Raw genomic sequence first — 15,687 nt, forward strand, 5'->3', positions numbered from 1 at the left:
GCCAGGAAGCGGGCGCGTGCCCGCCAGTCAGGTCGATGCACTGTCGCGCAAGCGCAGGACCTGAACGATCGGCGTCGCAAACCATGGTGCCGCGGTGCGGCCTTGCGGGAGCACGCTCCCTAGCCACAGGGGAGCGCATTACTTCTTCAGGTCTTCGGCGCCTTGCAGAGGCTCGTCGCCCAGCAGCAGGTCCTTGTCATGGCTGACTTGTTCCTCTTCGAACATGCGCCAGGTCTTGTCGCCCTCCACGCCCAGCAGTTCGACAAAACGACGGCCCTCGACCTTGTCGGTCAGTTGCCCGATATAGCGGCCTTGCTCGGTTTCGCTGCGGGCCAGGGTGATCTTGCGGTCTTTTTCCGGCTGGGTCGGCGAGATCAGGTTCAGCTCCAGGGTGGTGGGCTGGCTGTTGCCGCTCAGGCGCAGCTCGACTTCGCCGGTCAGCTCGTCGAGGTGCACGTTGGCGCGCATTTTCAGGGTCTGGGCCAGCAGTTCGCGGTCCAGCGAGCGATTGATACCCTTGCCGGCCTCGTAGTAGTTGTCGTTGACCAGGTTGTCCGGGTTGTTCACTGCAATGGTCACCATGGACAGGGTCAAGGTCACCGAACAGGCCAGGATGCCGATGATGATCCAGGGCCAGAGGTGCTTGTACCAAGGGCTTGCGGCGGTTGCTGCGGGCATGATGACTTCTCTCAACGAATTTGTGGGCCGATGAACCGGCTCTTGGCTTCAACGTGGACGCTTTCATCGTCGGCGTCCTTGAGGATGAACTTCACCTCGTTGGTGCTCGACGGCAGTTGTTCCGGGGCGCTCGACAGCTCGACCGGCATGCTGACGATATCGCCGGCCGCCACCTTGATCTCGCGTTTGCCTTGCAGTTTCAGGTCCGGCAGGCCGGCAGCGTCGAGGACGTAGGTGTGGTCGCGCTGGTCCTTGTTCATGATCTTCAGGCTGTAGACGTTTTCGATCCGGCCCTCGGCGTTTTCACGGTAGAGCACGCGGTCTTTGCTGACGTCGAAACCCACCAGCGAACGCATGAAGAACGCGGTGACCAGCAGGCTGATCATGGCCAGCAGCACCAGCGCATAACCGATCAGGCGCGGGCGCAGTTTATGGGTTTTCTGCCCGGAAAGGTTGTGCTCCGTGGTGTAGCTGATCAGCCCCCGCGGGTACTCCATCTTGTCCATGATGCTGTCGCAGGCGTCGATGCAGGCGGCGCAACCGATGCACTCGATCTGCAGGCCGTCGCGGATGTCGATGCCGGTCGGGCAGACCTGTACACACATGGTGCAGTCGATGCAATCGCCCAGGCCCATGGCCTTGTAGTCGGCGCCTTTCTTGCGCGGGCCACGGGCTTCACCCCGGCGTGGGTCGTAGGAGACGATCAGGGTGTCCTTGTCGAACATCACGCTCTGGAAGCGCGCATACGGGCACATGTAGATGCACACCTGCTCGCGCAGCCAGCCGGCGTTGCCGTAGGTGGCCAGGGTGAAGAAGCCGACCCAGAAGTACGACCAGCCATCTGCCTCGCCGGTGAAAAAGTCGATCACCAATTCGCGAATCGGTGAGAAGTAACCGACGAAGGTCATGCCGGTGACGAAGCCGATCAGCAGCCACAGGCTGTGTTTACTGAATTTGCGCACGAACTTGTTGGCGCTCATTGGCGCCTTGTCGAGCTTGATGCGCTGGTTGCGGTCGCCTTCGGTGACCTTTTCGCACCACATGAAGATCCAGGTCCAGACGCTTTGCGGGCAGGTGTAGCCGCACCAGACACGCCCGGCATAGACGGTGATGAAGAACAGGCCGAAGGCGGCGATGATCAGCAGCCCGGACAGCAGAATGAAGTCCTGGGGCCAGAAGGTGGCGCCGAAGATGAAGAATTTGCGCTCCGGCAGGTTCCACCAGACGGCCTGGTGGCCACCCCAGTTGAGCCAGACGGTGCCGAAATACAGCAGGAACAATCCGGCACCCCCGAGCATCCGCAGGTTGCGGAACAGTCCGGTGAAGGCGCGTGTGTAGATTTTTTCTCGGGAGGCGTAAAGGTCGACGCTGTTGTTCGCGTTCTTGGCAGGCGGGGTAACGTTTTGTACCGGAATCTGATTGCTCATCATTGCATCCCACGGCAGTGGAAAAATGCCTCGGTCAGTACGTGCCGACCGCGGTCAAGAAAGGTAGTGCAGTGGCGCAATGATACGCCTGTCGCTCTGGCCCAAGGGTGCGACCTTTGGTCGCGTTGGGGGAAATCAATTGATGGTGTAATGACTTGAATCAATTGACTTGTGAATTATGGACAGCTTTGCCGGGGCGGCGAGGGCATAAAAACAAAAAGGCCCCGCTCATTTACATGGGCAGGGCCTTTTTTTGTTTCAGGCGTTTGCCTTACTGGGCGTCTGTCTCAGGCGCCTTGTCGCTGTGCGACAGGCTGTAGACATAAGCGGCCAGCAGGTGAACCTTGTCGTTGCCTTGCAGTTGTTCCTGGGCAGGCATCTGGCCCTGGCGGCCGTAACGGATGGTCTGCTGCAGTTGGGCAAAGCTCGAACCGTAGATGAAGGCGGCCGGGTGGGTCAGGTTAGGTGCGCCCATTGCTGGAGTGCCCTTGCCTTCCGGACCGTGGCAGACCGCGCAGTTGGCGGCGAACAGCTTCTGCCCCGCAACCACGTCGGCCTTGGCGCCTTCCGGCAGCTTGCGCCCATCGAGGTTGGTCAGGACGTAAGCCGCCACATCGCTGACGCCTTGCTCGCCAATGACTTCGGCCCAGGCCGGCATCACTGCGTGGCGACCGCCCATGATGGTGGTCTTGATGGTTTCCGGCTCGCCGCCCCAGCGCCAGTCGGCGTCGGTCAGGTTCGGGAAGCCGTAGGCGCCCTTGGCATCGGAACCGTGGCACACCGAGCAGTTGGAGGCGAACAGGCGACCACCCATTTTCAGCGCTTGAGGGTCCTTGGCCACTTCTTCAATGGGCATCGAAGCGAATTTGGCGAAGATCGGCCCAAACTTGGCATCCGACTTGGCCATTTCCTTTTCCCATTCGTGAACGCCGGTCCAGCCGGACTGGCCGTTGGCGAACTCGGTTTTCTTGTCGTTATCCAGGTAGGCATAACCCGGCAGCAGGCCTTTCCAGTTGCCCAGGCCCGGGTACAGCACCAGGTAACCCAGGGCGAAGATGATGGTGCCGACAAACAGCATGAACCACCATTTCGGCAGCGGGTTGTCGTACTCCTCGATCCCGTCGAAGGAGTGGCCAACCGTCTCGTCGGTCTGCTCGGCGCGCTGGCCCTTGCGGGTCGACAGCAGCAGCCAGGTCAGGGCGAAGATGGTACCCAGACTGAGGACTGTGACGTACAGACTCCAGAACGTAGTCATTCTTTGTTACTCCTAGAAGCTTGCTCGACGTGCTTGATGGCTTCGGGATCATCCGCGAAGGGCAGCAAGGTCGCATCTTCAAACTCGGACTTGCGCTTGGGGCTGAACACCCATAGCGCCAGGCCGATGAAGGCCACCATCACGACAACGGTGCCCAGGCCTCGAATCATCCCGATATCCATCTAGATCACCGTTTGCTTTTGATGATGGTGCCCAGGCCTTGCAGATAGGCCACCAGCGCGTCCATTTCGGTTTTGCCCTTCACAGCATCCTTGGCACCGGCGATGTCTTCGTCGGTGTAAGGGACGCCGAGCGTGCGCAAGACTTCCATTTTTTTGGCGGTGTCCTTGCCGTCGAGCTTGTTTTCCACGAGGAACGGATAAGCCGGCATTTTCGACTCGGGCACTACGTTGCGCGGGTTGTACAAGTGCGCACGCTGCCAGTCATCGGAGTAACGGCCGCCGACTCGGGCCAGGTCCGGGCCGGTACGCTTGGAACCCCACAGGAACGGGTGGTCCCAGACACTTTCACCGGCGACCGAGTAGTGGCCGTAACGTTCGGTTTCAGCGCGGAACGGACGGATCATCTGCGAGTGGCAGCCGACACAGCCGTTGGCGATATAAACGTCGCGGCCTTCCAGTTCCAGGGCGGTGCGCGGCTTCATGCCTTCGACCGGCTTGTTGGTCACGTCCTGGAAGAACAGCGGGACGATCTGGGTCAGGCCGCCGATGCTGACGGCGATGACCATGAAGAAGGCCAGCAGGCCGATATTCTTCTCGACTACTTCGTGCTTCATCAGTGAGCTCCAACTACAGCGATCTGAGCAGCGGCTTCAGCTTCAGCCGGGTTCGAGGCGCGAACGGTGCGGTACACGTTGTAGGCCATGAACAGCATGCCGCTGGCAAAGAACGCACCACCCAGGGCACGAACGATGAAACCAGGGTGGCTGGCTTGCAAGGCTTCGACGAAGGAGTAGGTGAGGGTGCCGTCATCGTTGATTGCACGCCACATCAGGCCCTGGGTGATGCCGTTGACCCACATCGAAGCGATGTAGAGCACGGTCCCGATGGTCGCGAGCCAGAAGTGGGTGTTGATCAGGCCGATGCTGTGCATCTGCGGGCGCCCGAAGACTTTCGGGATCATGTGGTAGAGCGCGCCGATCGAGATCATCGCCACCCAGCCCAGAGCACCGGCGTGTACGTGGCCGATGGTCCAGTCGGTGTAGTGCGACAGCGAGTTGACGGTCTTGATCGCCATCATCGGACCTTCGAAGGTCGACATGCCGTAGAACGCCAGGGACACCACCAAAAAGCGCAGGATCGGGTCGGTGCGCAGCTTATGCCAGGCGCCCGACAGGGTCATCATGCCGTTGATCATGCCGCCCCAGCTTGGCGCCAGCAGGATGATCGACATCGCCATGCCCAGGGACTGTGCCCAGTCCGGCAGTGCGGTGTAGTGCAGGTGGTGCGGACCGGCCCAGATGTACAGGGTGATCAGGGCCCAGAAGTGCACGATCGACAGGCGATAGGAGTAGATCGGACGCTCGGCCTGCTTCGGCACGAAGTAGTACATCATCCCCAGGAAGCCGGTGGTCAGGAAGAAACCTACCGCGTTGTGACCGTACCACCACTGGATCATGGCGTCGGTCGCACCGGCGTAAGCCGAGTAGGACTTGAAGAAGCTGACCGGCAACGAGGCGTGGTTGACGATGTGCAGCATCGCCGTCACGACGATGAAGGCACCGTAAAACCAGTTGCCGACGTAGATGTGCTTGGTCTTGCGCTTGGTGATGGTGCCAAAGAACACCAGACCGTAGACGACCCAGACAATGGCCAGCAGGATGGCCAGGGGCCATTCCAGTTCCGCGTATTCCTTGGTGGTGGTGTAACCCAGCGGCAAGGTAACGATCGCGCCGACGATCACGGCTTGCCATCCCCAGAAGGTGAAGGCGGCCAGCGTGTCGGAAATCAGTCGCGTTTGGCAGGTTCGCTGCACGACGTAATAGGAAGTGGCAAACAGTGCACATCCACCGAAGGCGAAGATCACCAGGTTGGTGTGCAGTGGGCGTAGGCGTCCGAACGTCGTCCAGGGAAGACCGAAGTTCAATTCAGGCCACACAAGTTGTGAGGCAATGAAGACACCAAGCCCCATGCCAAGGATCCCCCAGACCACCGTCATGATGGCGAACTGGCGGACTACCTTATAGTTATAAGCAGTCGGACTGATTGCTGTGCTCATTCTAAGGTTCCACGGTTTGGGTGTTTTATTAGGAGTAAAAAGCGGTCGCAAGTATGGAGAAACCGGGGTGCCATTGCAACGCAACCTGATCTGCGTCAATGCTTGCCAAACCAGATTCTGCGCCCTTTCCATGTTCCGCGTAGGGACAAAATCAGGTGGCAAAAATTGTCGCCTCGGACAAAAAATCCATGGCCGTCAGGTGAGATGTAACTGACTGTGTATGAACACGTTATTCAGGTGACGGACGGCGAGTGACGCGACAGCCGGTATAAACCAGCCTTTGCGCCTGACATCACGCAGAAATGTCTGAGTCATCGGTTGTCGTCAGCTGCTGAATGGCGGTTCCAGGCCCACTGTCGAAACAAGCGTAGACCCGAATGGGAAGAGGGGAAAGCGAGGTCGGCGAAGGGTGCGACACTTGGTCGCGCAGTAGCGGGGAGCTGCCGCATCTTGATCCGATGCGGCAGCCAGGTCGAGCAGCCGGGGCTTATTCGGCTTTGCTTTCTGGCGTTGCGCCATCAGCAGGGTGGGACAGGCTGTATACGTAAGCGGCCAGCAAATGCACTTTATCGTTGCCTTGCAGGGCTTCCTGGGCCGGCATCTGGCCCTGGCGACCATGGCGAATGGTCTGTTGCAGTTGGGTCAGGCTGGTGCCGTAGATGAACGCGGCCGGTTGCGTCAGGTTCGGCGCCCCCATGGCTTCGACGCCGTGGCCTTCAGGGCCATGGCACGCTACGCAGGTGGTGCTGAACGCTTGCTGTCCTGCAGCGAGGTTGGCGCTGCTGTCGGCGGGCAAGGGCAGCTTGGCCAGTTCGTGACGGACATAGGCTGCGACGTTTTTGACCCCGTCTTCACCCAGCACTTCACCCCAGGCCGGCATTGCCGCATGGCGACCATTCATGATGGTGGCCTTGATGGTGTCTGCCGAACCACCCCAGCGCCAGCTGTTGTCAGCCAGGTTGGGGAAGCCGAACGCGCCCTTGGCATCCGAGCCGTGGCACACCGCGCAGTTGGAGGCGAACAGACGGCCGCCCATTTTCAGCGCTTGTGGGTCCTTGGCCACTTCTTCCACGGGCATGGCTGCGAATTTGGCGAAGATCGGCCCGAACTTGGCGTCGGCCTTGGCCATTTCCTTGTCCCATTCCTTGGTTTGGGTCCAGCCGTCCTGATAGCCCGGCAGCACGCCTTTCCAGTTACCCAGGCCTGGGTAAAGGATCAGGTAGCCCACGGAAAATACCAGGGTGCCGGCGAACAGCAGGAACCACCATTGCGGCAACGGGTTGTCGTACTCCTCGATGCCGTCGAAGCTGTGGCCCATGGTCTGGTCGACGCTGCCCTTGGTTTCGCCCTTGCGCGTGCCGATCAGCAGCCAGGTCAGACCGATCAGGCTGCCAATGGTCAGTACGCAGATCCACGTACTCCAGAAGGTGGTCATGGCCGAATGCTCCTTGTTGCAGGCTCTTCAGGTTGAGCGTCAGGTTGGGTAACGGCGTCCGGCAGCGGCTCGTCGGCAAACGGCAGCAGGCTCGCCTGGGCGAACTCCGGGTTGCGCTTGGAGTTGAATACCCAGAGCGAGAGGCCGATGAAGGCAATTGCCACCACCAGCGTGCCGAGGCCGCGGATCATTCCAGTATCGAATTCAAGACCCATGGCTCACCTCTTGCTCTTGATGGCAGTGCCGAGCACTTGCAGGTAGGAGACCAGCGCGTCCATTTCGGTCTTGCCCTTGAGGCTGGCCACGGCGCCGCTGATGTCTTCGTCGGTGTACGGCACGCCGAAGCCGCGCATGACCTTGAGCTTGGTTTCGGTGTGGCTGCTGTCCACCGGTGCGGTGACCAGCCATGGGTAGGCCGGCATCTTCGACTCAGGCACCACGTTGCGCGGGTTGTACAAGTGCGCGCGGTGCCAGTCATCGGAGTAGCGCGCGCCGACCCGGGCCAGGTCCGGACCGGTACGCTTGGAACCCCACAGGAACGGGTGGTCCCAGACGCTTTCACCGGCGACCGAGTAGTGGCCGTAGCGCTCAGTCTCGGCGCGGAACGGCCGGATCATCTGCGAGTGGCACTGGACGCAGCCTTCGCGGATGTATATATCGCGGCCTTCCAGTTGCAGCGCGGTGTAGGGCTTCATGCCTTCCACCGGCTTGTTGGTGACGTCCTGGAAGAACAGCGGGACGATCTGGGTCAGGCCGCCGATGCTGACGGCGAACACCATCAGCAACATCAGCAGGCCGACGTTCTTTTCAATCGTTTCGTGTTTCATGGCTAACTCCTCAGGCCATCTGCGCAGCGGCGGCAACTTCAGCGGGTTGTGCATCCCGCACGGTGCGCCAGGTGTTGTAAGCCATCAGGAACATGCCGCTGAGGAAGATTGCACCGCCCACCAGTCGCACGATGAAGCCTGGGTGGCTGGCCACCAGGGTTTCGACGAAGGAGTAAGTCAGCGTGCCGTCTTCGTTGACTGCGCGCCACATCAGGCCCTGGGCGATACCGTTGACCCACATCGAGGCGATGTAGAGCACGGTGCCGATGGTGGCGAGCCAGAAGTGCGCGTTGATCAGGCCCAGGCTGTACATCTGCTGGCGACCAAAGACTTTCGGGATCATGTGGTAGAGCGCGCCGATCGAGATCATTGCAACCCAGCCCAGGGCACCTGCGTGCACGTGGCCGATGGTCCAGTCGGTGTAGTGGGAGAGGGCGTTCACAGTCTTGATCGCCATCATCGGACCTTCGAAGGTCGACATGCCGTAGAACGCCAGGGACACCACCAAAAAGCGCAGGATCGGGTCGCTGCGCAACTTATGCCAGGCGCCCGAGAGCGTCATCATGCCGTTGATCATGCCGCCCCAGCTTGGCGCCAGCAGGATCAGCGACATCACCATGCCCAGGGACTGCGCCCAGTCTGGCAGCGCGGTGTAGTGCAGGTGGTGCGGGCCGGCCCAGATGTAGAGGGTGATCAGGGCCCAGAAGTGCACGATCGACAGGCGATAGGAGTACACCGGACGCTCGGCCTGCTTCGGCACGAAGTAGTACATCATCCCGAGGAAGCCGGCCGTCAGGAAGAAACCTACGGCGTTGTGGCCGTACCACCACTGGACCATGGCATCCGTCGCGCCGGAGTACAGCGAGTAGGACTTGGTCAGGCTGACCGGCACTTCCAGGTTGTTGACGATATGCAGGATCGCCACGGTGATGATGAACGCACCGAAGAACCAGTTACCGACATAGATGTGCTTGGTGTTGCGCTTGACCAGGGTGCCGAAGAACACGATGGCGTAGGCGACCCAGACGATGGTGATCAGGATATCGATCGGCCATTCCAGCTCGGCGTATTCCTTGGAACTGGTGTAGCCCAGCGGCAGACTGATGGCCGCCAGGACGATCACCAGTTGCCAGCCCCAGAAGCAGAACGCGGCGATTTTCGGCGCGAACAGTTGGGTCTGACAGGTGCGTTGCACCGAGTAGAAGGAGCTGGTGAACAGTGCGCAGCCACCGAAGGCGAAGATCACCGCGTTAGTGTGCAACGGGCGCAGACGACCGAAGCTGGTCCACGGCAGGTTGAAGTTAAGTTCGGGCCAGACCAACTGGGCAGCGAGAAAAACCCCGAGCCCCATGCCGACGATGCCCCACACCACCGTCATAATGGCGAATTGGCGGACCACCTTGTAGTTGTAGGCGGTACTGATAGAAGTGTTCATGGTTCCCCATCCACGGTTCAGCTGAAGTGAAAGCGACTGCGCACGGCAAGGCGCGCTCACTTCTTCTGGAGTTATAGGCAGACTAAAAGCGAGGCAAGCATGGGCAAAGAGCACAAGGCCAGTATTGACGGGGATCAATGGGCGCAGTGCGTCAAGGAACTCGGCGGGTTGTGGGATGCTGCGCCGGCGCCGGGCAGTGGCGAGCCGCTGACACTGATCCTGGCTCACGGAGCCGGTGCGCCGATGGACAGCGGGTTCATGAACGATATGGCTGCACGCCTTGCCAGCCATGGGGTCGGCGTCTTGCGTTTCGAGTTTCCCTACATGGCCCAGCGGCGCCTGGACGGTGGACGGCGCCCCCCCAATCCGGCCCCGAAACTGCTGGAATGCTGGCGCGAGGTGTATGCCCGGGTGCGACCCCATGTCGCTGGGCGCCTGGCCATTGGCGGCAAGTCCATGGGTGGGCGCATGGCCAGCTTGCTGGCCGATGAATTGAGCACCGATGCCCTGGTGTGCCTGGGTTACCCGTTCTATGCCGCGGGCAAACCGGAGAAGCCTCGCGTAGCCCATCTGGCCGAGATTGCCACGCCGACCCTGATCATCCAGGGCGAACGTGATGCCCTGGGCAATCGGGCGACGGTCGAGACCTATGCATTGGCGCCGAGCATCCAGCTGCACTGGTTGGCGGCCGGTGATCACGATTTGAAGCCGCTCAAGGCCTCTGGCTTCACCCATGAGCAACATCTGGAGGCTGCCGCGAGTCAGGTCGCGTCTTTCCTGCGCGCGCTTTGAGGAGGGTCGTGGGCGCCTTGCGGCGGCCTGGACGACGCCCATAAAAAACCGGAAGCCTGGGCTTCCGGTTTTTTTTACCGCTCAAGGCATCAGCGGTTGAAGCGTTCCACCAACGAGTACTGAGTGTTGGCGGTGCGGGTCAGCTCTTCGCTCAGTTGCGCCGAGTGCTGGGCCTGTTCCGACGTTTGATCGGCCAGTTGCGCAATGGTGCTGATATTGCGGCTGATCTCTTCGGCCACGGCGCTTTGCTCTTCGGTGGCCGCGGCGATCTGGGTGGTCATGTCGGTGATGTTGGCCACCGCCTCGCTGATGCCGATCAGTGCCTGGTCGGCTTCCAGAACCCGTGCCACCCCTTCTTCGGCCTGGCGATGCCCGGCGTCCATGGTTTGCACGGCGGTGCTGGCGGTTTGCTGCAGCTTGGCGATCAGGGTGTGGATCTGCCCGGTGGACTCGCTGGTGCGCTGGGCCAGTTGCCGCACTTCATCGGCCACCACGGCAAAGCCGCGACCCATTTCCCCGGCGCGCGCCGCTTCGATGGCGGCGTTCAGCGCCAGCAGGTTGGTCTGGTCGGCGATGCCCTTGATCACATCGACCACGCCGCCGATTTCATCGCTGTCCTTGGCCAGCTGGGTCACGGTCAGGCCGGTTTCACCCACAACCACCGACAGGCGCTGAATCGCCTCGCGGGTTTCGCCGGCGATGTCGCGACCGCGACCAGTCAGGCGGTTGGCTTCCTGGGTCGCGTCGGCGGTGCGTTGCACGTGGCTCGCCACTTCCTGGGTGGTGGCCGCCATCTGGTTTACCGCAGTGGCCACTTGTTCGGTCTCGACCCGCTGGCGTTCCAGGCCGGTGGAGCTCTGGTGGGCCAGGGTGTCGGACTGACGGGCTTGCTCGTTGAGGTGCTCGGCGGTGTCCTGCAAGCGTGTCAGGCAGGTCTTCAGGCGAGCTTCCTGGCTGAGGATGGACATCTCCAGACGCGCCTGTGCGCCACGGCTGTCGGTGTACATCTGCGCGATCAACGGGTCGGAGGTGGTCTGTTCGGCCAGGCGCAGCAGGCGCTTGAGGCCGCGTTGCTGCCAGCTCAGGCCGAGCAGGCCCAGGGGCACCGACAGCGCCGCGGCCAATGCGAAGCCCCAGTGGGAGTTGAGCCAGGCGCCGATCATGAAGCTCAGTTGGCTGACCAGGATAAACGGCAGCCAGTCCTGCAGCACCGGCAGCCATTTGTCGCGTTTCGGAATGGCCGACTTGCCCTGGTTGATGCGCTGGTAAAGCGCTTCGGCGCGGCGGATCTGTTCGGCAGTGGGCTTGACCCGCACCGACTCGTAACCGACCACCTGATTGCCTTCGAACACCGGCGTGACATAAGCGTTGACCCAGTAGTGGTCACCACTTTTGCAGCGGTTTTTGACAATGCCCATCCATGGCAAGCCTTGTTTCAGAGTGCCCCACATATGCGCGAACACCGCAGCTGGAACGTCTGGGTGACGGACCAGGTTGTGCGGTGCGCGAACCAGCTCTTCACGCGAAAACCCGCTGATCTCGACGAACGCGTCGTTGCAGTAGGTGATCACGCCTTTGGCATCGGTCGTGGAGATCAACCGTTGCTGAGCCGGGAAGGTACGTTCGCGCTGGGTGACGGGCTGGTTATTACGCATGGTTTTTCAATCCGCAAGGCTTTGATGTGTTGTCGGCCGGGTCGGCCAATTATTGAGATTATTTTTCAATAATCTGCACCAGGTCTCATTGGCGGGAGGTGTCGCTTGCAAATAAGCGTGAGGGGCAGTTGTCGCCGTAGGGCGAGGGCAACAATCAATAGGCTTGGGCGCGGGCAGTCAATAGTACTGAAGTACTGTTTATAAGTACTTCAGTGCCAATTGCCGGCGGATTCAGCCCGCGAGCATGGGGTAGGTAAACAGCGCGAAATGCAGCAGGTTCAGGCCGAAGTGGGTGGCCAGCGCCGCCCCCAGGCCGCCAAATCGATAGGCCAGGCCATAGCCGACGCCGGCGATGCTGGCCAGGAGCATCCATTGCCAGCCGGCACCCAGGTGCACCAGGCCGAACAGCAGCGCGGCGCACAGCAGTGCCAGGTTCTGACCGTAGGGCAGGTGGCGCAGGCGCCGGCTCAACCCGCCCTGGATATAGCCGCGAAACAGCGCTTCCTCGACCAGGGTGACCAGCAGCAGGTTATTGAGCAGCCACAGCCAGGCCGAGTCCGGCCATTTTGGCGCCCAACTGATGATGCCAAGCCACACCGCGCCACCCAATGCCGCGAGCGCACTCAGCGCCAGCGCCATGGCGCCTGCGTACAGCCCGAGGCGCAACGAGCGGCGGCCGACGATCCAGGGGCAGGCCAGCAACAGCCAGAAGCCGATCAGCGGCTTGTCCAGGTTCAGGTACATGGAAAACGGCACGGCGTCGTCAGTGAAGCGCTCGGGACCGATGGCCCGGCCGTTATGGAAGCCGGGCAGCCAATGCATGGCCAGCGCCAGGGCCAGCACCACAAACAGGCCGTGGCCGAGGTAGCGACCGGCGGGGCTTTGGCGCTGGCGCACCGCCAGGCCCGCGCACAGCAGTAGGGCCACCGGCACGGCGGAGAGCAGACCCAACTGGCCATAGGTCAGGGCCAAGGCGTAGCCCATGGAAAGAACAGCCAGGTACAGCCATGGCAAGGTGCTCATGGGGAATCCTTGTTGCAAAAAATGGGCAGATGGCGTGCCGGTGCAGCCATCGTGCGCGGCGGGGGATTATAGCGAGGCAGGCAAGGCGGAGCAGGGCGACGAAAAACACCGCCCGAAGGCGGTGTTTTGTCAGCGTGATTCAGGACCCGATCGCGTCTTACGAAGCGATCAGTTGGCGCAGCACGTAGTGCAGAATCCCCCCCGCCTTGAAGTACTCGACTTCATTCAAGGTATCGATCCGGCACAGCACCTCGACTTTCTCCTGGCGCCCATCCTCGCGAGTGATGACCAGGGTCAGGTTCATCCGTGGGGTCAGTTCGACGTTGGAAAGGCCGAGGATGTCCAGGGTCTCCTTGCCGGTCAGGTTCAGGCTCTTGCGGTTCTGATCGAGTTTGAACTGCAACGGCAGCACGCCCATGCCCACCAGGTTGGAACGGTGGATGCGCTCGAAGCTTTCGGCAATCACCGCCTTGACCCCCAGCAGGTTGGTGCCCTTGGCCGCCCAGTCGCGACTGGACCCGGTGCCGTATTCCTGGCCGGCAATCACCACCAGCGGCGTGCCACTGGCCTGGTAACGCATGGCGGCATCGTAGATCGCCAGTTTCTCGCCGGTGGGAATGTAGATCGTGTTGCCGCCTTCCTCGCCGCCGAGCATTTCGTTGCGGATACGGATGTTGGCGAAGGTGCCGCGCATCATCACTTCGTGGTTGCCACGGCGCGAGCCGTAGGAGTTGAAGTCCCGCGGTTCCACCCCTTGCTCGCGCAGGTATTGGCCCGCCGGGCTGTCGGCCTTGATGTTGCCGGCCGGGGAGATGTGGTCGGTGGTGACCGAGTCGCCAAGCAGCGCCAGGACCCGGGCAGCGCTGACATCCTTGATCACCGGCAGCGGGCCGGAGATATCGTCGAAGAACGGCGGATGCTGGATGTAGGTGGAGTCCTTCTGCCAGACATAGGTCGCGGCCTGAGGCACTTCAATGGCTTGCCATTGCTCGTCGCCGGCGAACACTTCGGCGTATTCCTTGTGAAACATCTGGGTGCTGACCTGGGCCACCGCGTCGGCGATTTCCTGGCTGCTGGGCCAGATATCCCGCAGGTACACCGGCTTACCGTCCTTGCCTTCACCCAGAGGCTCGCTGCTGATATCGGTGCGCACAGTGCCGGCCAGGGCATAGGCCACCACCAGGGGCGGCGAGGCCAGCCAGTTGGTTTTCACCAGCGGGTGGACCCGGCCTTCGAAGTTGCGGTTGCCGGAGAGCACCGAGGCCACGGTCAGGTCGGCCTTCTGGATGGCTTTCTCGATCGGCTCGGGCAGCGGCCCGGAGTTGCCGATGCAAGTGGTGCAGCCATACCCCACCAGGTCGAAACCCAATTGGTCGAGGTATTGAGTCAGGCCGGCGGCCTTGTAGTAGTCGGTGACCACCTTCGAGCCCGGTGCCAGGGACGTCTTGACCCAGGGTTTGCGCTTCAGGCCTTTTTCCACCGCTTTTTTCGCCACCAGGCCGGCCGCCATCATCACGCTGGGGTTGGAGGTGTTGGTGCAGGAGGTAATGGCCGCGATCACCACCGCGCCGTTTTTCAGGCGATAGGTCTGGCCTTCGTAGTCGTAGTCGGCTTCGCCCACCAGGTCGGCATTGCCCACGGCCACGCCACCGCCACCTTCGCTTTCCAGGCGGCCTTCTTCCTTGGTGGTGGGTTTGAATTGCAGGTCCAGGAAGTCACTGAAAGCCTGGCCGACGTTGGGCAGGGAAACTCGGTCCTGGGGCCGTTTCGGTCCGGCCAGGCTGGCTTCCACGGTGCCCATGTCCAGGCCCAGGCTGTCAGTGAAGACTGGCTCCTGGCCGGGCAGGCGCCACAAGCCCTGGGCCTTGCTGTAGGCCTCCACCAGTTTCACCAATGGCGCCGGCCGCCCGGACAGGCGCAGGTATTCCAGGGTCACTTCATCCACCGGGAAGAAGCCGCAGGTCGCGCCGTACTCCGGGGCCATGTTGGCGATGGTCGCGCGATCGGCCAGCGGCAGGTCGGCCAGGCCATCGCCGTAGAACTCGACGAATTTCCCCACCACGCCTTTTTTGCGCAGCATCTGGGTCACGGTCAGCACCAGGTCGGTGGCGGTGATGCCTTCCCTGAGTTTGCCGGTGAGCTTGAAGCCGATGACTTCCGGAATCAGCATCGACACCGGCTGCCCCAGCATCGCGGCTTCGGCTTCGATCCCGCCCACGCCCCAGCCCAGTACGCCGAGGCCGTTGATCATGGTGGTGTGGGAGTCGGTGCCCACCAGGGTGTCGGGGAAGGCATAGGTGCGGCCGTCTTCGTCCTTGGTCCAGACCGTGCGTCCGAGGTATTCCAGGTTGACCTGGTGGCAGATACCGGTGCCAGGCGGCACCACGCTGAAGTTGTCGAAGGCACTCTGGCCCCAGCGCAGGAAGGCGTAGCGTTCGCCGTTGCGCTGCATTTCGATGTCGACGTTCTGTTCAAAGGCGCTGGTGGTGCCGAACTTGTCGACCATCACCGAGTGGTCGATCACCAGGTCCACCGGCGACAGCGGGTTGATGCGTTGCGGGTCGCCGCCGGCCTTGGCCATGGCCGCGCGCATGGCGGCCAGGTCGACTACGGCGGGCACGCCGGTGAAGTCCTGCATCAGCACCCGCGCCGGGCGGTATTGGATTTCACGATCGGAGCGACGCTCCTTGAGCCAGGCGGCAATCGCCTTGAGGTCGGCGCCGGTGACGGTCTTGTCGTCTTCCCAGCGCAGCAGGTTCTCCAGCAGGACCTTCAGCGACATCGGCAGTTTGTCGAGGTCACCCAGGCTCTTGGCGGCCTGTGGCAGGCTGAAATAGTGGTAGGTCTTGTCGTCGACTTTTAACGTTTCAAGGGTTCTCAGGCTATCGAGGGACGGCATTGAATGACTCCTTATGGTCCGCA

At 61.7% G+C, this 15,687-nt stretch carries 14 protein-coding genes; 1 reads left to right on the plus strand and 13 read right to left on the minus strand.

The window, feature by feature from the left end; all coding sequences use genetic code 11:
- Positions 1-138: 138 nt before the first annotated feature.
- The 10 genes from JFU57_RS17630 to ccoN (JFU57_RS17675) form a co-directional block, all read right to left on the minus strand.
- Complete coding sequence (locus JFU57_RS17630) at positions 139-678, minus strand: FixH family protein (protein WP_201130211.1); 540 nt, start codon at positions 676-678, stop codon at positions 139-141.
- A gap of 11 nt (positions 679-689) precedes the next feature.
- Entirely contained in the window at positions 690-2,105 is a 1,416-nt protein-coding gene (gene ccoG / locus JFU57_RS17635; protein ID WP_020300401.1) for a cytochrome c oxidase accessory protein CcoG, read from the minus strand.
- A 271-nt stretch (positions 2,106-2,376) separates the two neighbouring features.
- Positions 2,377-3,360 (minus strand): cytochrome-c oxidase, cbb3-type subunit III, encoded by a 984-nt coding sequence (ccoP, locus tag JFU57_RS17640; RefSeq protein WP_201130213.1) that lies wholly within the window; start codon positions 3,358-3,360, stop codon positions 2,377-2,379.
- Entirely contained in the window at positions 3,357-3,542 is a 186-nt protein-coding gene (locus tag JFU57_RS17645) for a CcoQ/FixQ family Cbb3-type cytochrome c oxidase assembly chaperone (protein ID WP_003175465.1), read from the minus strand. The genes ccoP (JFU57_RS17640) and JFU57_RS17645 overlap by 4 nt, the downstream gene beginning before the upstream one ends.
- Positions 3,543-3,547: 5 nt before the next feature.
- Entirely contained in the window at positions 3,548-4,156 is a 609-nt protein-coding gene (gene ccoO, locus JFU57_RS17650; protein ID WP_011060240.1) for a cytochrome-c oxidase, cbb3-type subunit II, read from the minus strand.
- The gene (gene ccoN / locus JFU57_RS17655) at positions 4,156-5,598 is read right to left on the minus strand and encodes a cytochrome-c oxidase, cbb3-type subunit I (protein WP_078471188.1); all 1,443 of its coding nucleotides are present in this window, start codon (positions 5,596-5,598) and stop codon (positions 4,156-4,158) included. The genes ccoO (JFU57_RS17650) and ccoN (JFU57_RS17655) overlap by 1 nt, the downstream gene beginning before the upstream one ends.
- A gap of 487 nt (positions 5,599-6,085) precedes the next feature.
- The gene (ccoP, locus tag JFU57_RS17660) at positions 6,086-7,033 is read right to left on the minus strand and encodes a cytochrome-c oxidase, cbb3-type subunit III (RefSeq protein WP_020300404.1); all 948 of its coding nucleotides are present in this window, start codon (positions 7,031-7,033) and stop codon (positions 6,086-6,088) included.
- The gene (locus tag JFU57_RS17665; RefSeq protein WP_020300405.1) at positions 7,030-7,248 is read right to left on the minus strand and encodes a cbb3-type cytochrome oxidase subunit 3; all 219 of its coding nucleotides are present in this window, start codon (positions 7,246-7,248) and stop codon (positions 7,030-7,032) included. Before JFU57_RS17665 ends, ccoP (JFU57_RS17660) begins: the two co-directional genes overlap by 4 nt.
- A gap of 3 nt (positions 7,249-7,251) precedes the next feature.
- A complete protein-coding gene (gene ccoO, locus JFU57_RS17670) occupies positions 7,252-7,860 on the minus strand; it encodes a cytochrome-c oxidase, cbb3-type subunit II (protein ID WP_020300406.1) in 609 nt (202 codons plus the stop codon).
- Positions 7,861-7,870: 10 nt separating this feature from the next.
- Positions 7,871-9,295 (minus strand): cytochrome-c oxidase, cbb3-type subunit I, encoded by a 1,425-nt coding sequence (ccoN, locus tag JFU57_RS17675; RefSeq protein ID WP_201130215.1) that lies wholly within the window; start codon positions 9,293-9,295, stop codon positions 7,871-7,873.
- A 99-nt stretch (positions 9,296-9,394) separates the two neighbouring features.
- Here ccoN (JFU57_RS17675) and JFU57_RS17680 point away from each other — a divergent pair, with 99 nt between their 5' ends.
- Positions 9,395-10,087, plus strand: coding sequence for an alpha/beta family hydrolase (locus JFU57_RS17680; protein ID WP_201130217.1), 693 nt, complete (start codon positions 9,395-9,397; stop codon positions 10,085-10,087).
- Between the two features lie 89 nt (positions 10,088-10,176).
- Here the strand turns inward: JFU57_RS17680 and JFU57_RS17685 are convergent, their stop codons facing one another.
- The 3 genes from JFU57_RS17685 to acnA all read right to left on the minus strand — a co-directional run bounded on the left by JFU57_RS17685 (position 10,177) and on the right by acnA (position 15,664).
- Positions 10,177-11,742 (minus strand): methyl-accepting chemotaxis protein, encoded by a 1,566-nt coding sequence (locus tag JFU57_RS17685; RefSeq protein WP_078471192.1) that lies wholly within the window; start codon positions 11,740-11,742, stop codon positions 10,177-10,179.
- Between the two features lie 231 nt (positions 11,743-11,973).
- Positions 11,974-12,765 carry a CPBP family intramembrane glutamic endopeptidase gene (locus JFU57_RS17690; RefSeq protein WP_201130219.1) on the minus strand — a complete coding sequence of 264 codons (792 nt, stop codon included), beginning with the start codon at positions 12,763-12,765 and terminating at the stop codon, positions 11,974-11,976.
- 157 nt (positions 12,766-12,922) lie between these two features.
- Positions 12,923-15,664, minus strand: coding sequence for an aconitate hydratase AcnA (acnA, locus tag JFU57_RS17695; protein WP_201130221.1), 2,742 nt, complete (start codon positions 15,662-15,664; stop codon positions 12,923-12,925).
- Between the last annotated feature and the right edge of the window lie 23 nt (positions 15,665-15,687).

Source organism: Pseudomonas sp. TH07 (assembly GCF_016651285.1).
Taxonomy (GTDB): Bacteria; Pseudomonadota; Gammaproteobacteria; order Pseudomonadales; family Pseudomonadaceae; genus Aquipseudomonas.

What these genes read in the sequence shown, in the direction of transcription:
- JFU57_RS17630 (WP_201130211.1), bottom strand. Translation starts at nt 678, where the DNA reads ATGCCCGCAGCAACCGCCGCAAGCCCTTGGTACAAGCACCTCTGGCCC.
- ccoG (WP_020300401.1), bottom strand. Translation starts at nt 2,105, where the DNA reads ATGAGCAATCAGATTCCGGTACAAAACGTTACCCCGCCTGCCAAGAAC.
- ccoP (WP_201130213.1), bottom strand. Translation starts at nt 3,360, where the DNA reads ATGACTACGTTCTGGAGTCTGTACGTCACAGTCCTCAGTCTGGGTACC.
- JFU57_RS17645 (WP_003175465.1), bottom strand. Translation starts at nt 3,542, where the DNA reads ATGGATATCGGGATGATTCGAGGCCTGGGCACCGTTGTCGTGATGGTG.
- ccoO (WP_011060240.1), bottom strand. Translation starts at nt 4,156, where the DNA reads ATGAAGCACGAAGTAGTCGAGAAGAATATCGGCCTGCTGGCCTTCTTC.
- ccoN (WP_078471188.1), bottom strand. Translation starts at nt 5,598, where the DNA reads ATGAGCACAGCAATCAGTCCGACTGCTTATAACTATAAGGTAGTCCGC.
- ccoP (WP_020300404.1), bottom strand. Translation starts at nt 7,033, where the DNA reads ATGACCACCTTCTGGAGTACGTGGATCTGCGTACTGACCATTGGCAGC.
- JFU57_RS17665 (WP_020300405.1), bottom strand. Translation starts at nt 7,248, where the DNA reads ATGGGTCTTGAATTCGATACTGGAATGATCCGCGGCCTCGGCACGCTG.
- ccoO (WP_020300406.1), bottom strand. Translation starts at nt 7,860, where the DNA reads ATGAAACACGAAACGATTGAAAAGAACGTCGGCCTGCTGATGTTGCTG.
- ccoN (WP_201130215.1), bottom strand. Translation starts at nt 9,295, where the DNA reads ATGAACACTTCTATCAGTACCGCCTACAACTACAAGGTGGTCCGCCAA.
- JFU57_RS17680 (WP_201130217.1), top strand. Translation starts at nt 9,395, where the DNA reads ATGGGCAAAGAGCACAAGGCCAGTATTGACGGGGATCAATGGGCGCAG.
- JFU57_RS17685 (WP_078471192.1), bottom strand. Translation starts at nt 11,742, where the DNA reads ATGCGTAATAACCAGCCCGTCACCCAGCGCGAACGTACCTTCCCGGCT.
- JFU57_RS17690 (WP_201130219.1), bottom strand. Translation starts at nt 12,765, where the DNA reads ATGAGCACCTTGCCATGGCTGTACCTGGCTGTTCTTTCCATGGGCTAC.
- acnA (WP_201130221.1), bottom strand. Translation starts at nt 15,664, where the DNA reads ATGCCGTCCCTCGATAGCCTGAGAACCCTTGAAACGTTAAAAGTCGAC.